The sequence below is a fragment of the Bradyrhizobium sp. MI1.4 genome, from assembly GCF_055811315.1.
On the sequence record NZ_JBVVPP010000010.1, the window covers coordinates 118500 to 136434 of the forward strand.

Sequence of the window (17935 nt, forward strand, 5' to 3'; positions counted from 1 at the left end):
GTTGCGAGAGCCCCGGTGCATGCCTAGATAGGGGGCAGGAATCGGCAAAACAACGAGCCGTTAAGCCGCAGGCAAGGCGGTATAAGTTTGATGCCGGACGGCCGGATCGATTGTGCTGGGACAGCCAATCGGATAGGTTGCCTCAGGCTGGGTTCCCGTTCTGTTTTCTAGGGGTTCCGGGCCGTTCACGGCAGCTCCGCTGTGGGTCGTAGTCTCGTCAACCGGAGCACACCAAATACATGGATTTCAACAAAACACGGTACATCCCCATGAGCCGTCGGCGTCGCATTTATGAAGGCAAGGCAAAGGTTCTTTACGAAGGCCCGGAGCCCGGTACCCTGATCCAGCACTTCAAGGATGACGCCACCGCGTTCAATGCGAAAAAGCATCAGGTGATCGAGGGCAAGGGTGTCCTCAACAACCGGATCTCGGAGTACCTGTTTCAGCACCTCAACGACATCGGGGTGCCGACCCATTTCATCCGCCGCCTCAATATGCGCGAGCAATTGATCCGCGAAGTCGAGATCGTGCCGCTGGAAGTGGTGGTGCGGAACGTTGCCGCCGGCTCGCTGTCGCAGCGCCTCGGCATCGAGGAGGGCACGCAGCTGCCCCGCTCGATCATCGAGTTCTACTACAAGAACGACCAGCTCAACGATCCCATGGTGTCGGAAGAGCACATCACCGCTTTCGGGTGGGCGACACCGCAGGAGATCGACGACATCATGGCACTTGCCATCCGTGTCAACGACTTCCTCACCGGTCTCTTCCTCGGCATCGGCATCCGCCTCGTCGACTTCAAGATGGAGTGCGGCCGGCTGTTCGAGAACGAGATGATGCGGATCATCGTCGCCGACGAGATCTCGCCGGATAGCTGCCGCCTGTGGGACATCAAGTCGAACGAGAAGCTCGACAAGGACCGTTTCCGCAGGGATCTCGGTGGGCTGCTCGAGGCCTATACCGAAGTCGCCAAGCGTCTCGGCATTCTCATGGAGAACGAGCGTCCGGCCGGCTCCGGCCCGGTGCTGGTGAAGAGCTAAGAGGAATCTGACGTGAAGGCACGTGTTACCGTGACGTTGAAAACGGGCATCCTCGATCCGCAGGGCAAGGCGATCGAGGGTGCGTTGAAGTCGCTCGGCGTCGACGGCGTCGCCAGCGTCCGGCAGGGCAAGGTGTTCGACATCGAGCTCGCGGGCACGGACAAGGCGAAGGCGGAGGCGGCGTTGAAGGATGCCGCCGACAAGCTGCTGGCGAATACCGTGATCGAGAACTACCGGGTCGAGCTGATCGGGTGAACGGGATGGCTCACAGCCATCCGACCCGACGAAAACGCCAATACAGCGCGCCGCACGCCGTCAGCATCACGCCGAGCAGCGTGTAATAGCCGTACTCCCAGTCCAGCTCCGGCATGTGCTTGAAGTTCATGCCGTAGATGCCGGCAAGCGCGGTCGGGATCGCGATGATCGCGAGCCAGGAGGCAAGTTTCTTGGAGACCGCCGTCTCCTGGGCCTGGCCGACCAGCAGGCTCGCTTCGAAGGCGAAGGCCAGCACCTCGCGCATGGAATCGATCCGCTCCTGGATGTTGCGGACGTGGTCGGTGACGTCGCGGAACAGCGGCTGCATCGTCGCGCGCACCATCGCAAGCTCGTCGTGCTCCAGACGGCGGCAGACCTCCACCAGCGGCCCGATCGCGGTCCTGAGCCGCAAGAGGTCGCGGCGCAGCATATAGAGCCGCTCGATCTGCGCCTTGCTGATCGCCTTGGAGAGCACGTCATCCTCGATGCTCTCGACCTCTTCGTGAATGCTCTCGAGCACGGGCGAGTAGTTGTCGACGATGAAATCGAGGATGGCGTAGAGGATGTAGTCCTCGCCGCGCGCGAGCGCTCGCGGGCAGCTTTCGCAACGTTCGCGCACCGGCGTGTAGGATGTCGACGCGCCGTGGCGCACCGAGACCAGATAGCCTTCGCCAACGAAGATGTGCGTCTCGCCGAAGGCGATCCGGCCCTCGATCAGTTGCGCGGTTCGCGCCACGATGAACAGGGCCTCGCCATATTGCTCGATCTTCGGTCTCTGATGGGCGTGGTTGGCGTCCTCGATGGCAAGCTCGTGCAGGTCGAACTGCTTCTGCACCGCGCTGAGCAGCGCCATGTCGGGCTCGTGCAGCCCGATCCAGACCACGTGGCCGGGCTTCGCCCGCCAGCTCGAGGCCTCGCTGATGGCAATATTGGCGACGCGCCGGCCGTCGACATAGGCACCGGCGGCGATCACGCCCTCGGTGGACACCGGCTCGGAGAGGGATGCGGGCAGCGAGGGGACATTCATGGCTTTAATCCCGGGCGAATCGATCGGCCGATGGCGGGCTATGGCCTGTGCACAACGCTCGCGGCCGAGGCTAGCACTGGTAAAATCCCCGTCAAATGGATATGTCTGCTCACGATTTGGCAGCCGTGCCAGCCCCATTCAATCTTCGTTCGGAACCTCTGCCATGAAAGCCGCCATCCTCGTCTTTCCCGGAATCAACCGCGAGCGCGACATGGCGCGTGCCTTGAGGCTGATCTCGGGCAGCGAGCCCGCGATGGTGTGGCATGCCGAGACGTCGCTGCCTGATGGCACCGACCTCGTGGTGGTGCCCGGCGGGTTCTCCTATGGCGATTATCTGCGCTGCGGCGCGATTGCGGCGCGGGCGCCGGTGATGGACGCGGTGCGCGACTATGCGGCCAAGGGCGGCCTCGTGCTCGGCGTCTGCAACGGTTTTCAGATCCTCTGCGAGTCCGGCCTCTTGCCTGGCGTCCTGATGCGCAATGCGCGGCTGAAATTCATCTGCCACGACGTGCATCTGCGCGTGGAGCGCTCCGACACGCCATTCACGCGCGGCTACAATGCCGGGCAGGTGATCCGCGTGCCCATCGCGCATGGCGAGGGCAATTATGCGGCGGACGCGGAGACCATCAAGCGGCTCGAAGGCGAGGGTCGCGTCCTTTACCGCTATTGCTCGGCTGACGGCGCGATCGACGATATCAGCAACATCAACGGCGCCGCGCAATCCATCGCCGGCATCGTCAACGACAAGGGCAACGTGCTCGGCATGATGCCGCATCCGGAAAACCACGTCGAAGACATCATGGGCTGCACCGACGGTCGCGGCCTGTTCGCCGGCCTCACCGCGCATCTGGAAAAAGCCGCGTGATTGCGTTCGTGCTGAAGCGGCTGCCGGCCGCTGTCGCCGTCGTTGCGTTCGCGACGGCCGCGTTCGCACAGGATTTCCCCAAGCGTCCCGTCACCATGATCGTGCCGTTCGCGGCCGGCGGCACGTCCGACGTGATCGCGCGCACGGTTGCCGAGCAGATGGGCATCGCGCTCGGCCAGACCATCGTCATCGAGAACGTCGCCGGCGCCGGCGGATCGACCGCACTGGCGCGCGCCTCCCGCGCCGAGCCTGACGGCTACACCATTGCGATCGGCAATGCCGGCACCAACGCTGCGACCTATACGATCTATCCAAAGCTGCCGTTCACGCCGGACTCCTTCGTGCCGATCGCCATGGTGGCGAAGACGTTCGGCATCATCGCCGTGCGCAAGGATTTTCCGGCAAAGGACCTGAAAGAGTTCATCGCCTACGCCAAGGTCAATCCGGGCAAGATCAATCTCGGCCATGCCGGCGTCGGGTCCTCGAACTACCTGATCTGCAAGAGCTTCGTCACAGCCGCCGGGATCGACGCGACGCTGGTCGGCTATCGCGGCGCCGCCCCCGCGCTCACGGATGCGATCGGCGGCCAGATCGACGGCGTCTGCGATGCGGCAGCCTCCGTCTCGCAGTCGATCAACGAGAAGCTGGCGCGCGGGCTCGTGGTCGGCTCGACCGTGCGGCTCGCGACCCTGCCGGATCTGCCGACGTCGGCCGAAGCCGGCCTGCCCGAATTCGAGGCGCAGGGCTGGAACGGCCTGTTCGCGCCCAAGGGCACTCCGCCGGCGGTCATTGCCAAGCTGAATGCCGCCGCGCGTACGGCCGTGGAAACCGACGCGGTGAAGAAACGGTTCGCCGACCTCTCGACCGTTGTCCCCGATCCCGACGAGCACACGCCCGAGGTGCTGCAAAACCTCGTGACGCGCGACGTCGAGAAGTACCGCAAGATGCTGGCCGACGACGCCAAGTAATAGCGCGAGGCTCCTGACGGTTGGCATCATAGCCACCGAGAACGCTTACCCCGCAGCAGGAATGCGGGCGATCACCTTGATCTCGAAGTCGAACCCGGCAAGCCAATTCACTCCGACTGCCGTCCAGTTCGGATAGGGTGCCTCCCCGATCTCCGCAGCGCGAATTGCCATCACCTTCTCGATCTGCGTGGCCGGATCGGTATGGAACGTGGTGACGTCCACCACATCGTCCAGCGTGCATCCGGCCGCTGCGAGAACGGCACGCAGATTGGCAAACGCGCGTCGGACCTGGTCCTCAAACACCGGTTCGGGCGAGCCGTCCTCGCGACTTCCAACCTGCCCGGAGACGAAGAGCAGGTCGCCGGACCGGATCGCGGCCGAATAGCGGTGCGCTTCATAGAGGGCGTGGCGGCCGGCCGGGAAGATTGCGTCGCGCTTGGGCATGTCTGGATCCTTGATTGATGGATGGCGGTCGCAGCTGTGGTGGGCAGGGCCTGCCACTGGATTTCCACGAGCTGTTCATATACGTAGCGTATGTGGAATATGGATAACATACGGACCGTATGTCAATGGGGTCGGCAAATGGAGTTGGGAAGCATGGCGAAGGGCAAGCGCGCCGAGGCGATGGCGGAAAGTCGGGCCAAGCTCATCCGGGCCGCGCGCAGGGCGTTTGCCACACAAGGCTATGCAGCCGCGTCGATGGACGAGCTGACTGCTTCCGTCGGACTGACGCGGGGCGCGCTGTATCACAACTTCGAAGACAAGAAGGGGCTGCTCTGGGCCGTCGTTGAGCAGATCGACAGCGAAATGGCGGAACGGCTCCGCACGGCCCGCGAGCAAGCGCCGAGCTTGTGGCAAGGACTGCTTGCAGAGGGGACCGCCTATATCGAGATGGCGCTCGATCCTGAAATTCAGCGCGTCATGCTTCTGGATGGACCGGCCGTGCTCGGTGATCCATCCAAGTGGCCCGGCGAGAATGCCTGTCTTGAGATTACCATGCGAACCATTCGGTCGCTGATCGAACAGGGGATTGTGAAGCCCGTCGATGTCGAAGCGGCGGGACGCTTGCTGAACGGGGCTGCGCTGAGCGCAGCGCTGTGGGTCGCCGCAGCCGACGATCCGCCAGGCGTCCTGACCAAGGCCGTTGACGCCTTCCAAGCGTTGGCGAGCGGATTGTTGCGCAAGCCGCATTGAGTGCCTCGTGCCGAACGGCGGAAGCAGCGGGTCACCGCAGCTTCAACCGCTCCGTCGGCACCGTCATCGCGGCGACGCCCGCCATGACCAGCACCAGTCCCAGCGCCAGGTTCGAGGGCACGCTCTCGCCGAGCAGCAGCACGGAGAGGCCGACGCCAATCGGGATACGCAAATAGCCTTGTGCGTTCGTCGTCAGCGTGCCGAGCCGTCCCAGGCACATGTAGAACAGCATCAGCCCCAACGCGCTGGAGACTATGCCCATGACAATGGTGGCTGTGATCGCGGTCGGCGTCGGGTGCAGCGTCCAGGGCTGGTCGACGATCAGCGAAGGCGGCAGCAGCACGAGGCCGCCGAACAGCAGCGAGCCGGCTGCCACCACCATCGGATCGTATTCGGACAGCCGCAGGCCGAAGATCGTGGCGCAGGCGAACGAGATGGTGGCGAGCAGGATGGCGATCTCCGCCACGATCTCGCTGCCGAAGCCGCGCAGCGCATCCAGGCCCACGATGACGATGGTGCCGGCGAGGCCGAGGAGCGCGCCCAAGAGCTTCAACAGCGTTGCCGGCTCGTGACGCGTGATCAGGGAGGTGATCAGGAAGGCGAAGATCGGCGTGGTCGAGGCCAGCACCACCGTGTTCGACGCCGGCACATATTGCTGAGACCAGGTGATGATCAGGAACGGAAAGGTCGAGTTGATCAATTGCTGGGTGGCGAACAACTTCCACGCCTTGGCGTCGGTCGGGATCCTGACGCCGCGCATCCACAGGATCGCGAACAGGAAGGCGGCCGCGATCAGCGAGCGCGCCGAGATGAAGGTCACGGGCGGGATCGTATCCAGCGCGAGCTTCGCCAGCGGATAGGTTGAACTCCAGCAGCAGGCCAGCGCGAACAGCAGCGCATAGTCGCGCCAGTTGCGCGCGCCTGTGGCGGGCATGGACGGCAATTGCGAGACTGTGGCCCGCCCCGTCGGCGATGTGCTCTGCGGCACCTTGATGTTGCTCCCCGGCGCGACAGCGCTGGACACAAGTCTGGGCGAGGGGGCGCCAAAAGGGAAGGCGGCGAGCTATGCGTTTGGCTGCGGTGCCGGCTTCCGCTTCACCCGCTTGATCGTACCGGAGAAGGTGAAGAGAGGCCGCCCGCCCGATATCAGCTTGCCGCGCAGGAAGATCAGCGAGCCGCCGGCGCGGGAGACCTCGCCGACGCATTCGATCAACTCGCCTTCGCGCGCCGCGTCGAGGAAGTCGCAGGCGAAATTGGTGGTCACCGCCGGCCCATCCAGTTCGTGGGTGGCGATCGCGAACAGGCAATAGTCGGCAAACGCCATGAAGCAGCCGCCATGGACGTTTCCGGAGCCGTTGAGGTGCTTTTTCTCGACCCGGAACGCCGAGCGGACGCTGCCGTCGTCCTCGATCTTGTGCCAGAACGGGCCGATATGGCTCTCAAAACTGTCACGAATCCAGGTACGCCAGCCCTGGAATTCCCCATCGGTGGCGACGTGGAGGTCGGGGCGGCGAGGCGGGGGCGCTTTGGTCAATTCATGCAAGGAAATGGGCCTTCAATTGCGGGTCTTTTGTCCTTAAATCCGATCTGTCCGCGCTGTGCAATTCCTGTTCCCGCAGCCCCCGGCCGCAAAACGTGGGACAGCGGGAAAATGCGCCATAAAGGGCTTTTCCAAGCCGTCCGATGTTCCTAAGAACGGCCAACCGCCGTCGAAAGCCCAAATTCCATGAAGAACGAACCCAAGATCACCCCCGAGCTGATTGCCGCCCACGGGCTCAAGCCCGACGAGTATGAGCGCATTCTCAAGCTGATCGGGCGGGAGCCGACCTTCACCGAGCTCGGCATCTTCTCGGCGATGTGGAACGAGCACTGCTCGTACAAATCCTCGCGCCTCCATCTGAAGGGCTTGCCGACCAAGGCGCCCTGGGTGATCCAGGGCCCGGGCGAGAATGCCGGCGTGATCGACATCGGCGACGGCCAGGCCGTGGTCTTCAAGATGGAGAGCCACAACCACCCGAGCTACATCGAGCCTTACCAGGGCGCGACCACCGGTGTCGGTGGCATCTTGCGCGACGTTTTCACCATGGGCGCGCGGCCGATCGCCTGCCTCAACGCGCTGAGCTTTGGCGCACCGGAGCATGCCAGGACGCGGCATCTCGTCTCCGGTGTCGTCGCTGGCGTCGGCGGCTACGGCAACTCGTTCGGCGTGCCGACGGTCGGCGGCCAGGTCCGTTTCCACACCCGCTATGACGGCAACATTCTCGTCAACGCGATGGCGGTCGGCCTCGCCGATACCGACAAGATCTTCTATGCCGCCGCCTCCGGCGTGAACATGCCGATCGTCTATCTCGGCTCCAAGACCGGCCGCGACGGCATCCACGGCGCCTCGATGGCCTCGGCCGAGTTCGACGACAAGTCCGAAGAGAAGCGTCCGACCGTGCAGGTCGGCGATCCCTTTGCCGAAAAGCTGCTGTTAGAGGCTTGTCTCGAGATCATGGAGAAGGGCTGCGTCATCGCGATCCAGGACATGGGCGCGGCGGGCCTGACCTGTTCGGCGGTGGAGATGGGCGCCAAGGGCGACCTCGGCGTCGATCTCGATCTCGACGCGGTGCCGACGCGCGAGCTCGGCATGAGCGCCTACGAGATGATGCTCTCGGAGAGCCAGGAGCGCATGCTCATGGTGCTCAAGCCCGAGAAGGAGAAAGAGGCCGAGGCGATCTTCAAGAAGTGGGGCCTCGATTTCGCCGTGGTCGGCTACACCACGCCGAGCAAGCGCTTCGTGGTCAAGCATGGCGGTGACGTCATGGCCGATTTGCCGATCAAGGAGCTCGGTGACGAGGCGCCGCTCTATGATCGCCCGCATGTCCCCTCCGCCGCGCTGCCGGTCGTGCATGCGCGCGAGGTGGCGGCGCCGATGGGTCTCGGTGCCGCGCTCGAAAAGCTGATCGGAACGCCCGATATGTGCAGCAAGCGCTGGGTCTGGGAGCAGTATGACCACGTCATTCTCGGCAACACCATGCAGCGTCCCGGCGGCGATGCCGCGGTTGTGCGCGTGCAGGACGGCCCGAAGGGCTTGGCGCTGACCGTCGACGTGACGCCGCGCTATTGCGAGGCCGATCCGTTTGAAGGCGGCAAGCAGGCGGTGGCGGAAGCCTGGCGCAACATCACCGCGGTTGGCGGCAAGCCGCTTGCGATCACCGACAATCTCAATTTCGGCAATCCTGAGCGGCCCGAGATCATGGGCCAGTTCGTCGGCTGCCTGAAGGGCATCTCGGAAGCGTGCCGCACGCTCGACTTCCCGGTCGTGTCCGGCAACGTCTCGCTCTACAACGAGACCAACGGCCGAGCGATCTTGCCGACGCCCTCGATCGGCGGCGTCGGCCTGCTCGATGATTTCACCAAGTCGGCGTCACTCGCCTTCAAGGCCGAAGGCGAGGCGATCCTCTTGATCGGCGAGACCCATGGCTGGCTCGGCCAGTCCGTTTACCTGCGCGACATCTGCGGTCGCGAGGAGGGCGCGCCGCCGCCGGTCGACCTCGCGGCTGAGAAGCGCAACGGCGACTGCGTGCGCGGCATGATCCATGCGGGCACCGCGACCGCCGTGCACGATCTCTCCGACGGTGGCCTGCTGATCGCGTTGGCCGAGATGGCGATGGCGAGCGGCATCGGCGCCAAACTGCTCGCGGCGCCGACCTCCTTGGTGCCTCAGGCCTATTGGTTCGGCGAGGACCAGGCGCGCTATCTCGTCACCGTGCCTGAAGCGGAAGCCGGCCGCGTGCTCGCCAAGATGCGCGGCTGCGAAGTGCCCTGCGTGCGGATCGGCACCACCGGCGGCGCTGCCGTCGCGATCGCGGGCGAAGCGCCTGTAACGATCGAGGCGCTGCGGACCTCGTTCGAGCGCTGGCTGCCGGAGTATATGGGCGGCAAGGCAGCCTGAGGGGCTGAACCGGTAGCCCGGATGAGCGAAGCGATATCCGGGTCTTTGTCGTGAGGTTTCCCGGATATCGCTACGCTCATCCGGGCTACGGGTATCGCGCCTCACAACACGTGCGAGGCCCCCGGAATCTTCCGTAAGGCCGCCGTCAGAACCCAGCTCAGGACCACCGTGAGCACGAAGCCGATCGTGGCTTTCACGATCGCCGGCAGGCTGTAGTCGAACAGCGCGTACTGGATCCACAACGCGATCGGGTAGTGCACCAGGAAGATGCCGTAGGCATCCGCTTGCATGCGGTCGAGCAGGTTCGGGCCCGGCGACTTCTGGTGTAGGAAGAACGCGAGAATCGCGAGCAGGATCGAACCTGAGAACAGCACGAAGAACGTGCCGTAGATCGCCTGGTACCAGTGCGGCTGCGGGTCGGGATTACCGAGGATCTCGCGCTTGATGTAGATCATGCCCCACATCAGGCAGTAGGGGATCAGCGTGGCGATCACCCACAGCCAGCGCTGTTTCGGCAACTGCCCGCCGGCGCTGAGAATGCCGCGATCGAAGTTCGCCGCTCCAACGCTGACGCCGATGAAGAAATAGGCGAAGTAGAGCAGGATGCGGCTCGCCTGCACTGAGAACGGCCCGAGCTCGAACCATTTGCTGCCGCCGAAATAGAGCAGCGCCGGCACGTAGGCGATTGCCGTGACGACGACGAGCAGCAGCCAGAATACGGCCGGCTGGTCGAATCCGCGCAGCGACACGCGGTTGCCCGGGTCGACCAGATGCGCGGAGACCCGGTAGAGCAGGCTCGCGGTCAGGTCGAATGCCAGCAGCACCCACACGAACCAGATCGGGCCGCTCGGCCACGGGCCAACCGTGATCGTCTTCCACCAGAAGGCCGTGAAGCTCAGCCCGGGATCGTGCCGCAGCGCGATCGCGTAATAGGCGAGCGGGATGACGGTGAACGCCGCGATCGCGAACGGCAGCCCGAGCCGCAACAGGCGGTCGCGGAGAAAAACTGACGGCGCCTTGCGCGCGATGCCGGGCCAGGTGAACAGTCCCGACAGGAAGAAGAACATTGCCATGAAGAAGCTGTCGGTGGCCAGCACGACCACGTCGAAACCGGCCCAGGACGCCGGATCGGTGTGCCCGAAATAGGTGTAGGGAATCACGGCGTGGTGCAGCAGCACCACCAGCGTCAGGAAGGTGCGGGCGCGATCGAGCGACAGATTGCGCGCCTTGGCCCTCGGCGCCGCGTGCGCCTCTGCCCCGATCGTCGCTGAATGTGACATCGTCATCGTGGCCGCCCCGGTCGCGCTGCTGTCCCGTCCGGACTTTGCCGCCGGGAACCGGATTCAGCAAGGGTCGTTTGGGACGCCCGCAGGTCTCTGAGACCGCCAGGAACCAGTTCCCTGCGACGAAGTTAGCGTTCGCCAAAAGGGCTTGAGGACCGCGGCAGGCGGTACAATTTCGGAGCTGGCAATGACGATCCTGAAATGGGCGCTGATCTTCTTACTTGTCTCGATCGTAGCCGGCGTGCTCGGCTTCACCGGCATCTCGGCCGCCTCCGCCGACATCGCCCGCTTCCTGTTCTACGTGTTCGTCGCGATCTTCCTGGTGCTGCTGATCCTGGGGCTGACGATATTCAGGGCGTAGCGGGGCGCGGCCCACGCACACAGTCGTCATGCCCGGGCTTGCCGTCTTCGCTGAAGCTTCGCCGGCCCAACATTATAGCCCGGCGAAGCCTCGGCGGAGCCGGGTCCCGGGCATCCACGTTGTTCTGTATCCGCGATTGCCCAAAAACGTGGATGGCCGGGACGAGCCCGGCCATGACGGAAGCAGTTACCCCAATTCCTCGATCTTCACCTTGTCCGGATAGAAGGCGAGATGGCCCGAAATCTCGGTCATCGCGGGGAAGGGCGCCTCATAGGTCCAGATCGCGTTGTCCAGTGTCTTGCCGTCCGCCTTGACGCTGTAATAGCTCGCATCCCCCTTGTAGGGGCAGTGGGTGACGCGGTCGGTGCGCTCCAGCAGCGCCATGTTGGCGTCCTGCCGCGGCACATATTGCACTGCCGGATATTTCGCCTCTTTCAGCGTCAGCGCTTTGGTGGTCTCGGCGATCACGATATCGCCGGCTGTGACGCGGACGCGCCGGGGATTTGGGGTGATGGTGATGGGGTGGTCGGGCCCTGGAAGCTTCATGATTTCACGCCTTTTTCGATCACTCTGCCGCGCGCGGCACTTTGTCGTGGCTTTATCCAGATCGGATCACCGATATAGTGCCGGAAGGCGTGACGTAGAAGGCCGTTCACGCTAAGTTTGGCCGCGCCGGAAGGTTGGCTTTGTAGAACCGGACCCCGGCAGCGATTCGACGACAAGACTGATTGCAGCCGAGACAGGAGCACGACCCGAATGCCAATGGACGCCCACGATATCGAGGCGATGATCAAGGCAGCGATCCCCGATGCCGAGGTGACCATCCGTGACCTCGCCGGGGACGGCGATCACTATGCCGCGACCGTGATCTCGGAGACCTTCCGCGGCAAGTCCCGCGTCCAGCAGCACCAGATCGTCTATCAGTCCCTCCGCGGCCAGATGGGCGGCGTGCTGCATGCGCTGGCGCTGCAAACCGGGGTGCCGGGCGCTTGATCTGATCGTGACGGGGTGATGACGATGGCTGCGGACAATCCGCGCGGCGCGATGTTTCGCGTCATCCTGCCAAACCAGCACAGCCGCGTCACCAATGCCGAGCTGTTCTTCGACCTGGTCTTCGTTTTCGCGATCACGCAGGTCTCGCACACACTCCTGCACCATTTCACGCCGCTCGGTGCGGTGCACGTCGCGGTGCTGTTTCTCGCGGTATGGTGGGTGTGGGTCTACACCGCCTGGGTCACCAACTGGCTCGATCCCGAGCTGACGCCGGTCCGGATCCTGCTCTTCCTGATGATGCTGGGCGGCCTCGTGCTGTCGACGACGATCCCGACCGCCTTCGAGGGGCGGGGCCTGTGGTTTGCGATCGCTTACGCAACGATGCAGGTCGGGCGCACCGCCTTCTGGATGATTGCCACGCCGCGGCATCGAACTGCGGTCCGGCACAATGCAATCCGCATCCTGACGTGGCTCTCGTTCTCCGCGATCTTCTGGATCCTCGGCGGCCTCGCCCATGACGAGGCGCGGCTATGGTTCTGGATCGTGGCGCTGACGATCGAATATGTCTCGCCGGCGGTGCGCTTCTGGGTCCCCAAGCTGGGCTTCTCGTCGGTCGAGGCCTGGGCGGTCGAAGGCGGCCACATGGCCGAGCGCTGCTCGCTGTTCGTCATCATCGCGCTTGGCGAGGCCGTTGTCGTCAACGGCGCGACGTTTGCCGAGCTTGACTGGACCGCGGACAACATTTCGGCCTTCGTCTCCGCGCTGGTCGGCAGCATCGCGATGTGGTGGGTCTATTTCCACAAGGGCGCCGAGGCCGGAGCCGAGCGCATCTCGAGATCCGCCGAATCCGGCCGCTTGGCGCGGCTCGCCTACACCTACCTGCATATGCCGATCGTCGCCGGCATCATCCTGACCGCGGTCTCCGACGAACTCGTGCTGAAGCATCCGGTGGGGCATTCAGATGTCAGGATCATCGTGAGCACGATCGGCGGGCCGCTGCTGTTCCTGGTCGGCACCATCCTGTTCAAGCACGCGATCCGCGGCTTCCTCCAGCTCTCGCACGGGATTGGCATCATCGCGCTCGCGGCACTGTGGTGGTTTGCCGCCGAACTGTCGCCGCTATGGCTGTCGGTCGCCGCGACGGTGATCATGATCGTTGTTGCGGTATGGGAGTCGGTTTCGCTGGGATCGACGCCGGAAGAAGCCGAGGAGCATTGAGCCGCCGCCATTGGCGCCGGAGCGCTTACTCCGCCACCTCCAGCGCGTGCACCGAGAACATCTTCGCCGCATCCGTCCAGCTCTCGCGCACCCGCCAACCCGCGCCTTGCGCCAGCGTCGCGAAGCGCTCGATGCTGTATTTGTAGCTGTTCTCGGTGTGGATGCTCTCGCCGGCGCGGAACGAAAAGCTGGTGCCGAGCAGGCGCACGGTCTGGCTCTTCTTGCTGATCAGGTGCATCTCGATGCGGTGCCGCTCGCGATTGTAGATCGCGCGATGGGTGAAGGCGGAAAGGTCGAAATTGCCGCCGAGCTCGCGGTTGATCCGCACCAGCACATTGAGATTGAAGCGAGCGGTGACGCCGGCGGCATCGTTATAGGCGTCGTGGAGCAGGCGCTCCTCCTTCTCGAGATCGGCGCCGATGATCATCTGCGCGCCGCGGCCCAGAATGGCGCGTGCGCTCTTCAGGAAGGCCTGCGCTTCATGCGGTTCGAAATTGCCGATGGTCGAGCCTGGGAAGAACCCGACCTTGGGCATGGTCGCCACCGCCTTGGGCAGCTCGAACGGCGTGGTGAAGTCGGCCGCCACCGGGTAGATGCCGAGTGACGGAAAATCCCGCTTCAGTCCGTTTGCCTGCGCCGTCAGGAAGTCGCCGGAGATGTCGACGGGCACATAGGCCGCGAACTTGCAGTGGTTGAGCAGCAGGCGGACCTTTGTGGTCGCGCCTGCGCCGAATTCGACGAGGGCCGCGTGCTCCGGAATGATTTTCGCGATCTCGCTGCCGCGCTCCTTCAGGATCGCTAGCTCCGTGCGCGTCGGGTAATATTCCGGCAGCCGCGTGATGGCCTCGAACAATTCAGATCCGGCCGCATCGTAGAAATATTTCGGCGACAGCTTTTTAGGCTGCTGCGACAGGTCCTCGATGGCCTCGCGGGCAAAGGCGGTGGTCTGTTCGTCGGGAAGATGGGCTTCGGCCAAGGCGCTAGCGTGCACATTCATGATACTCTCCTGAACGCGCTGTCCGGCGCGCATTTGTCGTCGGATGAGAATTTTACTCGTAGTCGGCGAGCCGCAGTCCCGTGAATTGCCAGCGGTGGTGCGGATAGAAGAAGTTGCGATAGGTGATACGGCTGTGCCCCTCCGGAGTTGCAAGCGAAGAGCCGCGCAGCACCAGCTGGTTGACCATGAACTTGCCGTTGTATTCGCCGAGCGCGCCTTCGATCGCGCGATAGCCGGGATAGGGCGAGTAGGACGATCGCGTCCACTGCCAGACGATGCCGAAGGCATCGTTGAGCTGGCCCGAGCGGGCCGCGACCTCCCATTCCATCTCGGTCGGCAGATGTTTTCCGGCCCAGCGCGCAAAGGCGTCAGCCTCGTAATAGCTGACGTGGCAGACGGGCGCGTCGGGATCGACCGGCTTGAGGCCGGCCGGCGTCATCACATGCCATTGGCCGTCGATCTCGCGCCAATGACCGGGGCAGTCCCAGCCCTCGTTGTTCACGGCCGCAAAACCGTCCATCAGCCACAGCGTTGCGGTCCGGTAGCCCCCGTCACGCATGAAGGCGAGCCATTCGCGATTGGTGACGAGATTGCGTGCGAGCTTGACCGGGCCGACGAGGGCGCGGTGTGCCGGCTTCTCGTTGTCGAAATGAAAACTATCATCGACGTGACCGACGGTGTGGATGCCTTCGTTCAGCGTCAGCCAATCCTCGCTGGCCGGCGTCGCGGCCGGGAAGCGCCAGTCCGGATCATAGGCCGGCGGGATCGGGTTCTGCGCGAAGGCGTGCAGGATGTCGGTGAACATCAATTCCTGATGCTGCTGCTCGTGATTGAGGCCGACCTCGACCAGCGGCGCGATCTCGCGAAGCTTGTCCTCGCCGGCGTCGCGGAAGAATTTCACGACGGCAGCGTCGACATGTTTTCGATAAGCGCCGACCTGATCGGCGCTCGGACGGGTGATGTCGCCGCGGTGATTGCGGGAATGGCGCGGACCGGCGCTGACGTAATAGGAATTGAACAGGAAGGCGAAGTCAGGGTGAAAGGGCCGGTAGCCCGCACAGTGCTCGCCGAGCACGAACTGCTCCCAGAACCACGTGGTGTGCGCTCTGTGCCATTTCGTCGGGCTCGCATCCGGCATGGACTGGATCTGCTGGTCCTCCGGCGACAGTGGCGCGGCCCGGCGCTCCGTCTCGTCGCGAACGGCGAGAAACGCGTCTTCCAGCCTCTGGGCAAGGCCGCCCAAATCGACCGACAGTGACGGAGCGGGGGCCGGAGCGGAGGCTTGTTTCGTCACGTTTTTCTCCAGACAGGACAAGAGAACGTTGTTGGTGTGGACGGGTTCCAAAACGCCGGGTTCGTCCTAGATAGGGGCTCCGTGACGGTATGAAAGTCCTCCCTGACGATGATATTCGTGGCATCATGCAATGGGCCGGTGCAGCCGAGAGCGGTCCACAAGAGGCAGCTCGCCGCCATTTTACTTTGGATGCACAACGGTTTGGGCTACATATATACCCAGGTATCGGGTTAGATCGGCGGAGCCAGCCCGAAGCAATTGGAGTGGGCTCCGCCCCATAAGGACACGGATATGAGCATCGAGGAATTCATCGCCAACGAAGTGAAGTCGAACGACGTGGTTCTGTTCATGAAGGGCACACCGCAATTTCCGCAGTGCGGGTTCTCCGGCCAGGTCGTCCAGATCCTCGACCACATCGGCGTCGGCTATAAGGGCCTCAACGTTCTCGAATCCGCCGAACTGCGCAACGGCATCAAGGACTATTCGAACTGGCCGACCATTCCGCAGCTCTATGTGAAGGGCGAGTTCGTCGGCGGCTGCGACATTGTCCGCGAGATGTTCCAAGCCGGTGAATTGCAGCAGCTCTTCTCCGAAAAGGGCGTCGCTGTCGCGGCCTGATACGTGACCCAGCTGACGCGCCGGATCGGCGGCGCGGAGCTCAAGGTCATCGTTGCTGACATCACCACGCTGAGCGTTGACGCCATCGTCAACGCGGCCAACACGTCGCTCCTGGGTGGGGGCGGCGTGGATGGCGCGATCCATCGGGCGGCCGGGCCCGAGCTTCTAGCCGCGTGCCGGAAGCTCGGAGGATGCCCGACCGGCGATGCCAAGATCACGAAGGGCTACCTTCTCCCTGCGCGTCATGTCATCCATGCAGTCGGTCCGGTCTGGCACGGCGGCACTCGCGGTGAGGCAGAGGCGCTGGGCTCCTGTTATCGCCGTGCGCTTGAGCTCTGCGGGGCCAATCAGCTGACCTCCGTGGCGTTCTCCGCGATTTCGACCGGGGTTTACGGCTTTCCAGCCGACCAGGCCGCGAAGATTGCGGTCCATGCGACCATTGAGGCCCTGCCGGCCGCGCCGTTGGTCGTCGACGTCATATTTTGCTGTTTCTCGGAAAAGAGCGCGGCTCTGCACGCGGACGCTTTGGCGCGGTACGGCGGCCCTTGTGCCTGATGACGTGGTCGGTACACTCCGCCGGGCCATGTTCCGGGGAGGGGATATGATTTCACAGTCTGGACTGCGCGCGCTTGTCTGCGCTGCGCTTGTATCGTTAGGTACGATGTCGTTCGCGCGGGCGGAGGGCACCTACGAGATTCCGGCCGGCGCGCATTTCAATCCGGACAAGCTCGCGAGGATCACCGAGTTCTTCAAGAACGAGGTCGCGACCGGCAAGATCGCAGGGGCAAACGTCCTCATCAAGCAACATGGCAAGCCCGTCTACCACGAAGTCTTCGGCGTGCAGGACGCCGTCAGCAAGGCGCCGATCACCGACAAGACGATCTTCCGCCTGTTCTCGATGAGCAAGGCGATCACTTCCGTCGTTGCAGTGAAGTTGATCGAGGAAGGTACGATCAAGCTCGACGATCCCGTCTCGAAATACATTCCCTCCTTCGCCAATGTGAAAGTCGGCGTCGAGAAGAAGGCCGAGGACGGCACCAAGTCGCTCGAGCTCGTGCCGCCCAACCGGCCGATGACGGTGCACGATTTGATGACGCACACCTCGGGCGTCACCTACGGCTTCTATGGCGACAGCCTGGTCCGCAAGGCCTATCGCGACGCCAACATCTATGCCGGCGATTTCGACCTCGCGGAGTTCGCCGAGCGCATCGCAAAACTGCCGCTGCACAACCAGCCGGGCGCGCTGTGGCAATACGGCCATTCCACCGACATCCTGGCGCGGGTCATGGAAGTCGCGGCCGGCAAGCCGCTCATCGAGATCGAACGGGAGAAGCTGCTCGACCCGCTCGGCATGGTCGACACCGGCTTCTTCGTCACCGATCCCGAGAAGCAGAAGCTGCTGGCGCAGCCGGTCCCGAACGACAGCGATTTCCGGGTCGGGCGGATCAACGATCCGACGGTCGTCAAGAAGATCCAGTTCGCCAGCGGCGGTATGGTCACGACCATGGCCGATTATGAGCGCTTTACGCAGATGCTGCTCCAGGGCGGCAATCTCGACGGCAAGACGATTCTCAAGCCCGAGACGTTCAAGCTGATGGTGACTGACCAGATCGGCCCCAAGTCGGGCGTCGATCGCGATTATTTTTATTTCCCCGGCGACGGTTTTGGTTTCGGTCTCGGACTTGCGGTGCGCACCGACCCCGGCAACGCAAAACCGCCGCCGCCCGGCGATCTCGGCGAATTGAAATGGGATGGCGCCTCCGGCTGCTATTTCGTGGTCGACCCCAAGCAGGACATGTTCTTCGTGCTGCTGGAGCAGACCCCGACCGAGCGCCAGCGCGTGCAGCGAACATTGAAGCAGCTGGTTTATGAAGCGATGGAGAATTGA

At 63.7% G+C, this 17935-nt stretch carries 20 protein-coding genes; 12 read left to right on the top strand and 8 right to left on the bottom strand.

The features are described from left to right. Positions 1-269 precede the first annotated feature (269 nt). The gene (purC, locus tag AC0L23_RS14500) at positions 270-1037 is read left to right on the top strand and encodes a phosphoribosylaminoimidazolesuccinocarboxamide synthase (RefSeq protein ID WP_008974302.1); all 768 of its coding nucleotides are present in this window, start codon (positions 270-272) and stop codon (positions 1035-1037) included. Between the two features lie 12 nt (positions 1038-1049). Beyond that, entirely contained in the window at positions 1050-1292 is a 243-nt protein-coding gene (purS, locus tag AC0L23_RS14505) for a phosphoribosylformylglycinamidine synthase subunit PurS (RefSeq protein WP_026232966.1), read from the top strand. A 10-nt stretch (positions 1293-1302) separates the two neighbouring features. Here the strand turns inward: purS and AC0L23_RS14510 are convergent, their stop codons facing one another. Next, on the bottom strand, positions 1303-2319 hold the full coding sequence (locus AC0L23_RS14510; RefSeq protein WP_018455523.1) for a magnesium and cobalt transport protein CorA: 1017 nt from the start codon (positions 2317-2319) through the stop codon (positions 1303-1305). A gap of 163 nt (positions 2320-2482) precedes the next feature. Between AC0L23_RS14510 and purQ the strand changes: the two genes are divergently transcribed. Together purQ and AC0L23_RS14520 are read left to right on the top strand one after the other, a co-directional pair. Further along, positions 2483-3184, top strand: coding sequence for a phosphoribosylformylglycinamidine synthase subunit PurQ (gene purQ, locus AC0L23_RS14515; protein WP_018455524.1), 702 nt, complete (start codon positions 2483-2485; stop codon positions 3182-3184). Next, on the top strand, positions 3181-4152 hold the full coding sequence (locus AC0L23_RS14520) for a tripartite tricarboxylate transporter substrate binding protein BugD (protein WP_247368156.1): 972 nt from the start codon (positions 3181-3183) through the stop codon (positions 4150-4152). Before purQ ends, AC0L23_RS14520 begins: the two co-directional genes overlap by 4 nt. Before the next feature lie 45 nt (positions 4153-4197). Here the strand turns inward: AC0L23_RS14520 and AC0L23_RS14525 are convergent, their stop codons facing one another. After that, on the bottom strand, positions 4198-4596 hold the full coding sequence (locus AC0L23_RS14525) for a RidA family protein (protein ID WP_018455526.1): 399 nt from the start codon (positions 4594-4596) through the stop codon (positions 4198-4200). Positions 4597-4749: 153 nt separating this feature from the next. Here AC0L23_RS14525 and AC0L23_RS14530 point away from each other — a divergent pair, with 153 nt between their 5' ends. After that, positions 4750-5346 (top strand): TetR/AcrR family transcriptional regulator, encoded by a 597-nt coding sequence (locus AC0L23_RS14530; protein ID WP_085349363.1) that lies wholly within the window; start codon positions 4750-4752, stop codon positions 5344-5346. A 31-nt stretch (positions 5347-5377) separates the two neighbouring features. On the opposite strand, the gene AC0L23_RS14535 is transcribed toward AC0L23_RS14530, so the two are convergent. After that, entirely contained in the window at positions 5378-6334 is a 957-nt protein-coding gene (locus tag AC0L23_RS14535) for a DMT family transporter (RefSeq protein WP_026232967.1), read from the bottom strand. Between the two features lie 75 nt (positions 6335-6409). Next, positions 6410-6889 carry a PaaI family thioesterase gene (locus AC0L23_RS14540; RefSeq protein WP_085384292.1) on the bottom strand — a complete coding sequence of 160 codons (480 nt, stop codon included), beginning with the start codon at positions 6887-6889 and terminating at the stop codon, positions 6410-6412. A 183-nt stretch (positions 6890-7072) separates the two neighbouring features. On the opposite strand from AC0L23_RS14540, the gene purL reads away from it, so the two are divergent. Then, a complete protein-coding gene (purL, locus tag AC0L23_RS14545; RefSeq protein WP_473357061.1) occupies positions 7073-9283 on the top strand; it encodes a phosphoribosylformylglycinamidine synthase subunit PurL in 2211 nt (736 codons plus the stop codon). A 101-nt stretch (positions 9284-9384) separates the two neighbouring features. On the opposite strand, the gene AC0L23_RS14550 is transcribed toward purL, so the two are convergent. Continuing rightward, positions 9385-10563, bottom strand: a complete 1179-nt coding sequence (locus tag AC0L23_RS14550; RefSeq protein ID WP_247491406.1) for an acyltransferase family protein — start codon at positions 10561-10563, stop codon at positions 9385-9387. Between the two features lie 190 nt (positions 10564-10753). On the opposite strand from AC0L23_RS14550, the gene AC0L23_RS14555 reads away from it, so the two are divergent. After that, a complete protein-coding gene (locus tag AC0L23_RS14555) occupies positions 10754-10927 on the top strand; it encodes a DUF1328 domain-containing protein (protein ID WP_007602280.1) in 174 nt (57 codons plus the stop codon). Positions 10928-11113: 186 nt separating this feature from the next. Here AC0L23_RS14555 and AC0L23_RS14560 read toward each other — a convergent pair whose 3' ends face one another. Continuing rightward, positions 11114-11473, bottom strand: a complete 360-nt coding sequence (locus AC0L23_RS14560; protein ID WP_018455532.1) for a DUF427 domain-containing protein — start codon at positions 11471-11473, stop codon at positions 11114-11116. Positions 11474-11683: 210 nt separating this feature from the next. Between AC0L23_RS14560 and AC0L23_RS14565 the strand changes: the two genes are divergently transcribed. Both AC0L23_RS14565 and AC0L23_RS14570 read left to right on the top strand, forming a co-directional pair. Continuing rightward, entirely contained in the window at positions 11684-11920 is a 237-nt protein-coding gene (locus AC0L23_RS14565) for a BolA/IbaG family iron-sulfur metabolism protein (protein WP_007602284.1), read from the top strand. A gap of 24 nt (positions 11921-11944) precedes the next feature. Next, positions 11945-13138 carry a low temperature requirement protein A gene (locus AC0L23_RS14570; RefSeq protein ID WP_085358889.1) on the top strand — a complete coding sequence of 398 codons (1194 nt, stop codon included), beginning with the start codon at positions 11945-11947 and terminating at the stop codon, positions 13136-13138. 25 nt (positions 13139-13163) lie between these two features. Here the strand turns inward: AC0L23_RS14570 and egtD are convergent, their stop codons facing one another. Together egtD and egtB are read right to left on the bottom strand one after the other, a co-directional pair. Continuing rightward, positions 13164-14135 carry an L-histidine N(alpha)-methyltransferase gene (egtD, locus tag AC0L23_RS14575; RefSeq protein ID WP_085384329.1) on the bottom strand — a complete coding sequence of 324 codons (972 nt, stop codon included), beginning with the start codon at positions 14133-14135 and terminating at the stop codon, positions 13164-13166. Between the two features lie 52 nt (positions 14136-14187). Further along, entirely contained in the window at positions 14188-15480 is a 1293-nt protein-coding gene (gene egtB, locus AC0L23_RS14580; RefSeq protein WP_166517618.1) for an ergothioneine biosynthesis protein EgtB, read from the bottom strand. 240 nt (positions 15481-15720) lie between these two features. On the opposite strand from egtB, the gene grxD reads away from it, so the two are divergent. From grxD to AC0L23_RS14595, 3 genes are read left to right on the top strand one after another with little or no spacing between them, the layout of a single operon-like run. After that, positions 15721-16047 carry a Grx4 family monothiol glutaredoxin gene (gene grxD, locus AC0L23_RS14585; RefSeq protein WP_007602294.1) on the top strand — a complete coding sequence of 109 codons (327 nt, stop codon included), beginning with the start codon at positions 15721-15723 and terminating at the stop codon, positions 16045-16047. Between the two features lie 3 nt (positions 16048-16050). Continuing rightward, entirely contained in the window at positions 16051-16602 is a 552-nt protein-coding gene (locus AC0L23_RS14590) for an O-acetyl-ADP-ribose deacetylase (protein WP_018455537.1), read from the top strand. 46 nt (positions 16603-16648) lie between these two features. Next, a complete protein-coding gene (locus AC0L23_RS14595; RefSeq protein WP_247377884.1) occupies positions 16649-17935 on the top strand; it encodes a serine hydrolase domain-containing protein in 1287 nt (428 codons plus the stop codon).

What these genes read in the sequence shown, in the direction of transcription:
- purC (WP_008974302.1), top strand. Translation starts at nt 270, where the DNA reads ATGAGCCGTCGGCGTCGCATTTATGAAGGCAAGGCAAAGGTTCTTTAC.
- AC0L23_RS14510 (WP_018455523.1), bottom strand. Translation starts at nt 2,319, where the DNA reads ATGAATGTCCCCTCGCTGCCCGCATCCCTCTCCGAGCCGGTGTCCACC.
- purQ (WP_018455524.1), top strand. Translation starts at nt 2,483, where the DNA reads ATGAAAGCCGCCATCCTCGTCTTTCCCGGAATCAACCGCGAGCGCGAC.
- AC0L23_RS14525 (WP_018455526.1), bottom strand. Translation starts at nt 4,596, where the DNA reads ATGCCCAAGCGCGACGCAATCTTCCCGGCCGGCCGCCACGCCCTCTAT.
- AC0L23_RS14530 (WP_085349363.1), top strand. Translation starts at nt 4,750, where the DNA reads ATGGCGAAGGGCAAGCGCGCCGAGGCGATGGCGGAAAGTCGGGCCAAG.
- purL (WP_473357061.1), top strand. Translation starts at nt 7,073, where the DNA reads ATGAAGAACGAACCCAAGATCACCCCCGAGCTGATTGCCGCCCACGGG.
- AC0L23_RS14550 (WP_247491406.1), bottom strand. Translation starts at nt 10,563, where the DNA reads ATGTCACATTCAGCGACGATCGGGGCAGAGGCGCACGCGGCGCCGAGG.
- AC0L23_RS14555 (WP_007602280.1), top strand. Translation starts at nt 10,754, where the DNA reads ATGACGATCCTGAAATGGGCGCTGATCTTCTTACTTGTCTCGATCGTA.
- AC0L23_RS14560 (WP_018455532.1), bottom strand. Translation starts at nt 11,473, where the DNA reads ATGAAGCTTCCAGGGCCCGACCACCCCATCACCATCACCCCAAATCCC.
- AC0L23_RS14565 (WP_007602284.1), top strand. Translation starts at nt 11,684, where the DNA reads ATGCCAATGGACGCCCACGATATCGAGGCGATGATCAAGGCAGCGATC.
- AC0L23_RS14570 (WP_085358889.1), top strand. Translation starts at nt 11,945, where the DNA reads ATGGCTGCGGACAATCCGCGCGGCGCGATGTTTCGCGTCATCCTGCCA.
- egtD (WP_085384329.1), bottom strand. Translation starts at nt 14,135, where the DNA reads ATGAATGTGCACGCTAGCGCCTTGGCCGAAGCCCATCTTCCCGACGAA.
- grxD (WP_007602294.1), top strand. Translation starts at nt 15,721, where the DNA reads ATGAGCATCGAGGAATTCATCGCCAACGAAGTGAAGTCGAACGACGTG.
- AC0L23_RS14595 (WP_247377884.1), top strand. Translation starts at nt 16,649, where the DNA reads ATGATTTCACAGTCTGGACTGCGCGCGCTTGTCTGCGCTGCGCTTGTA.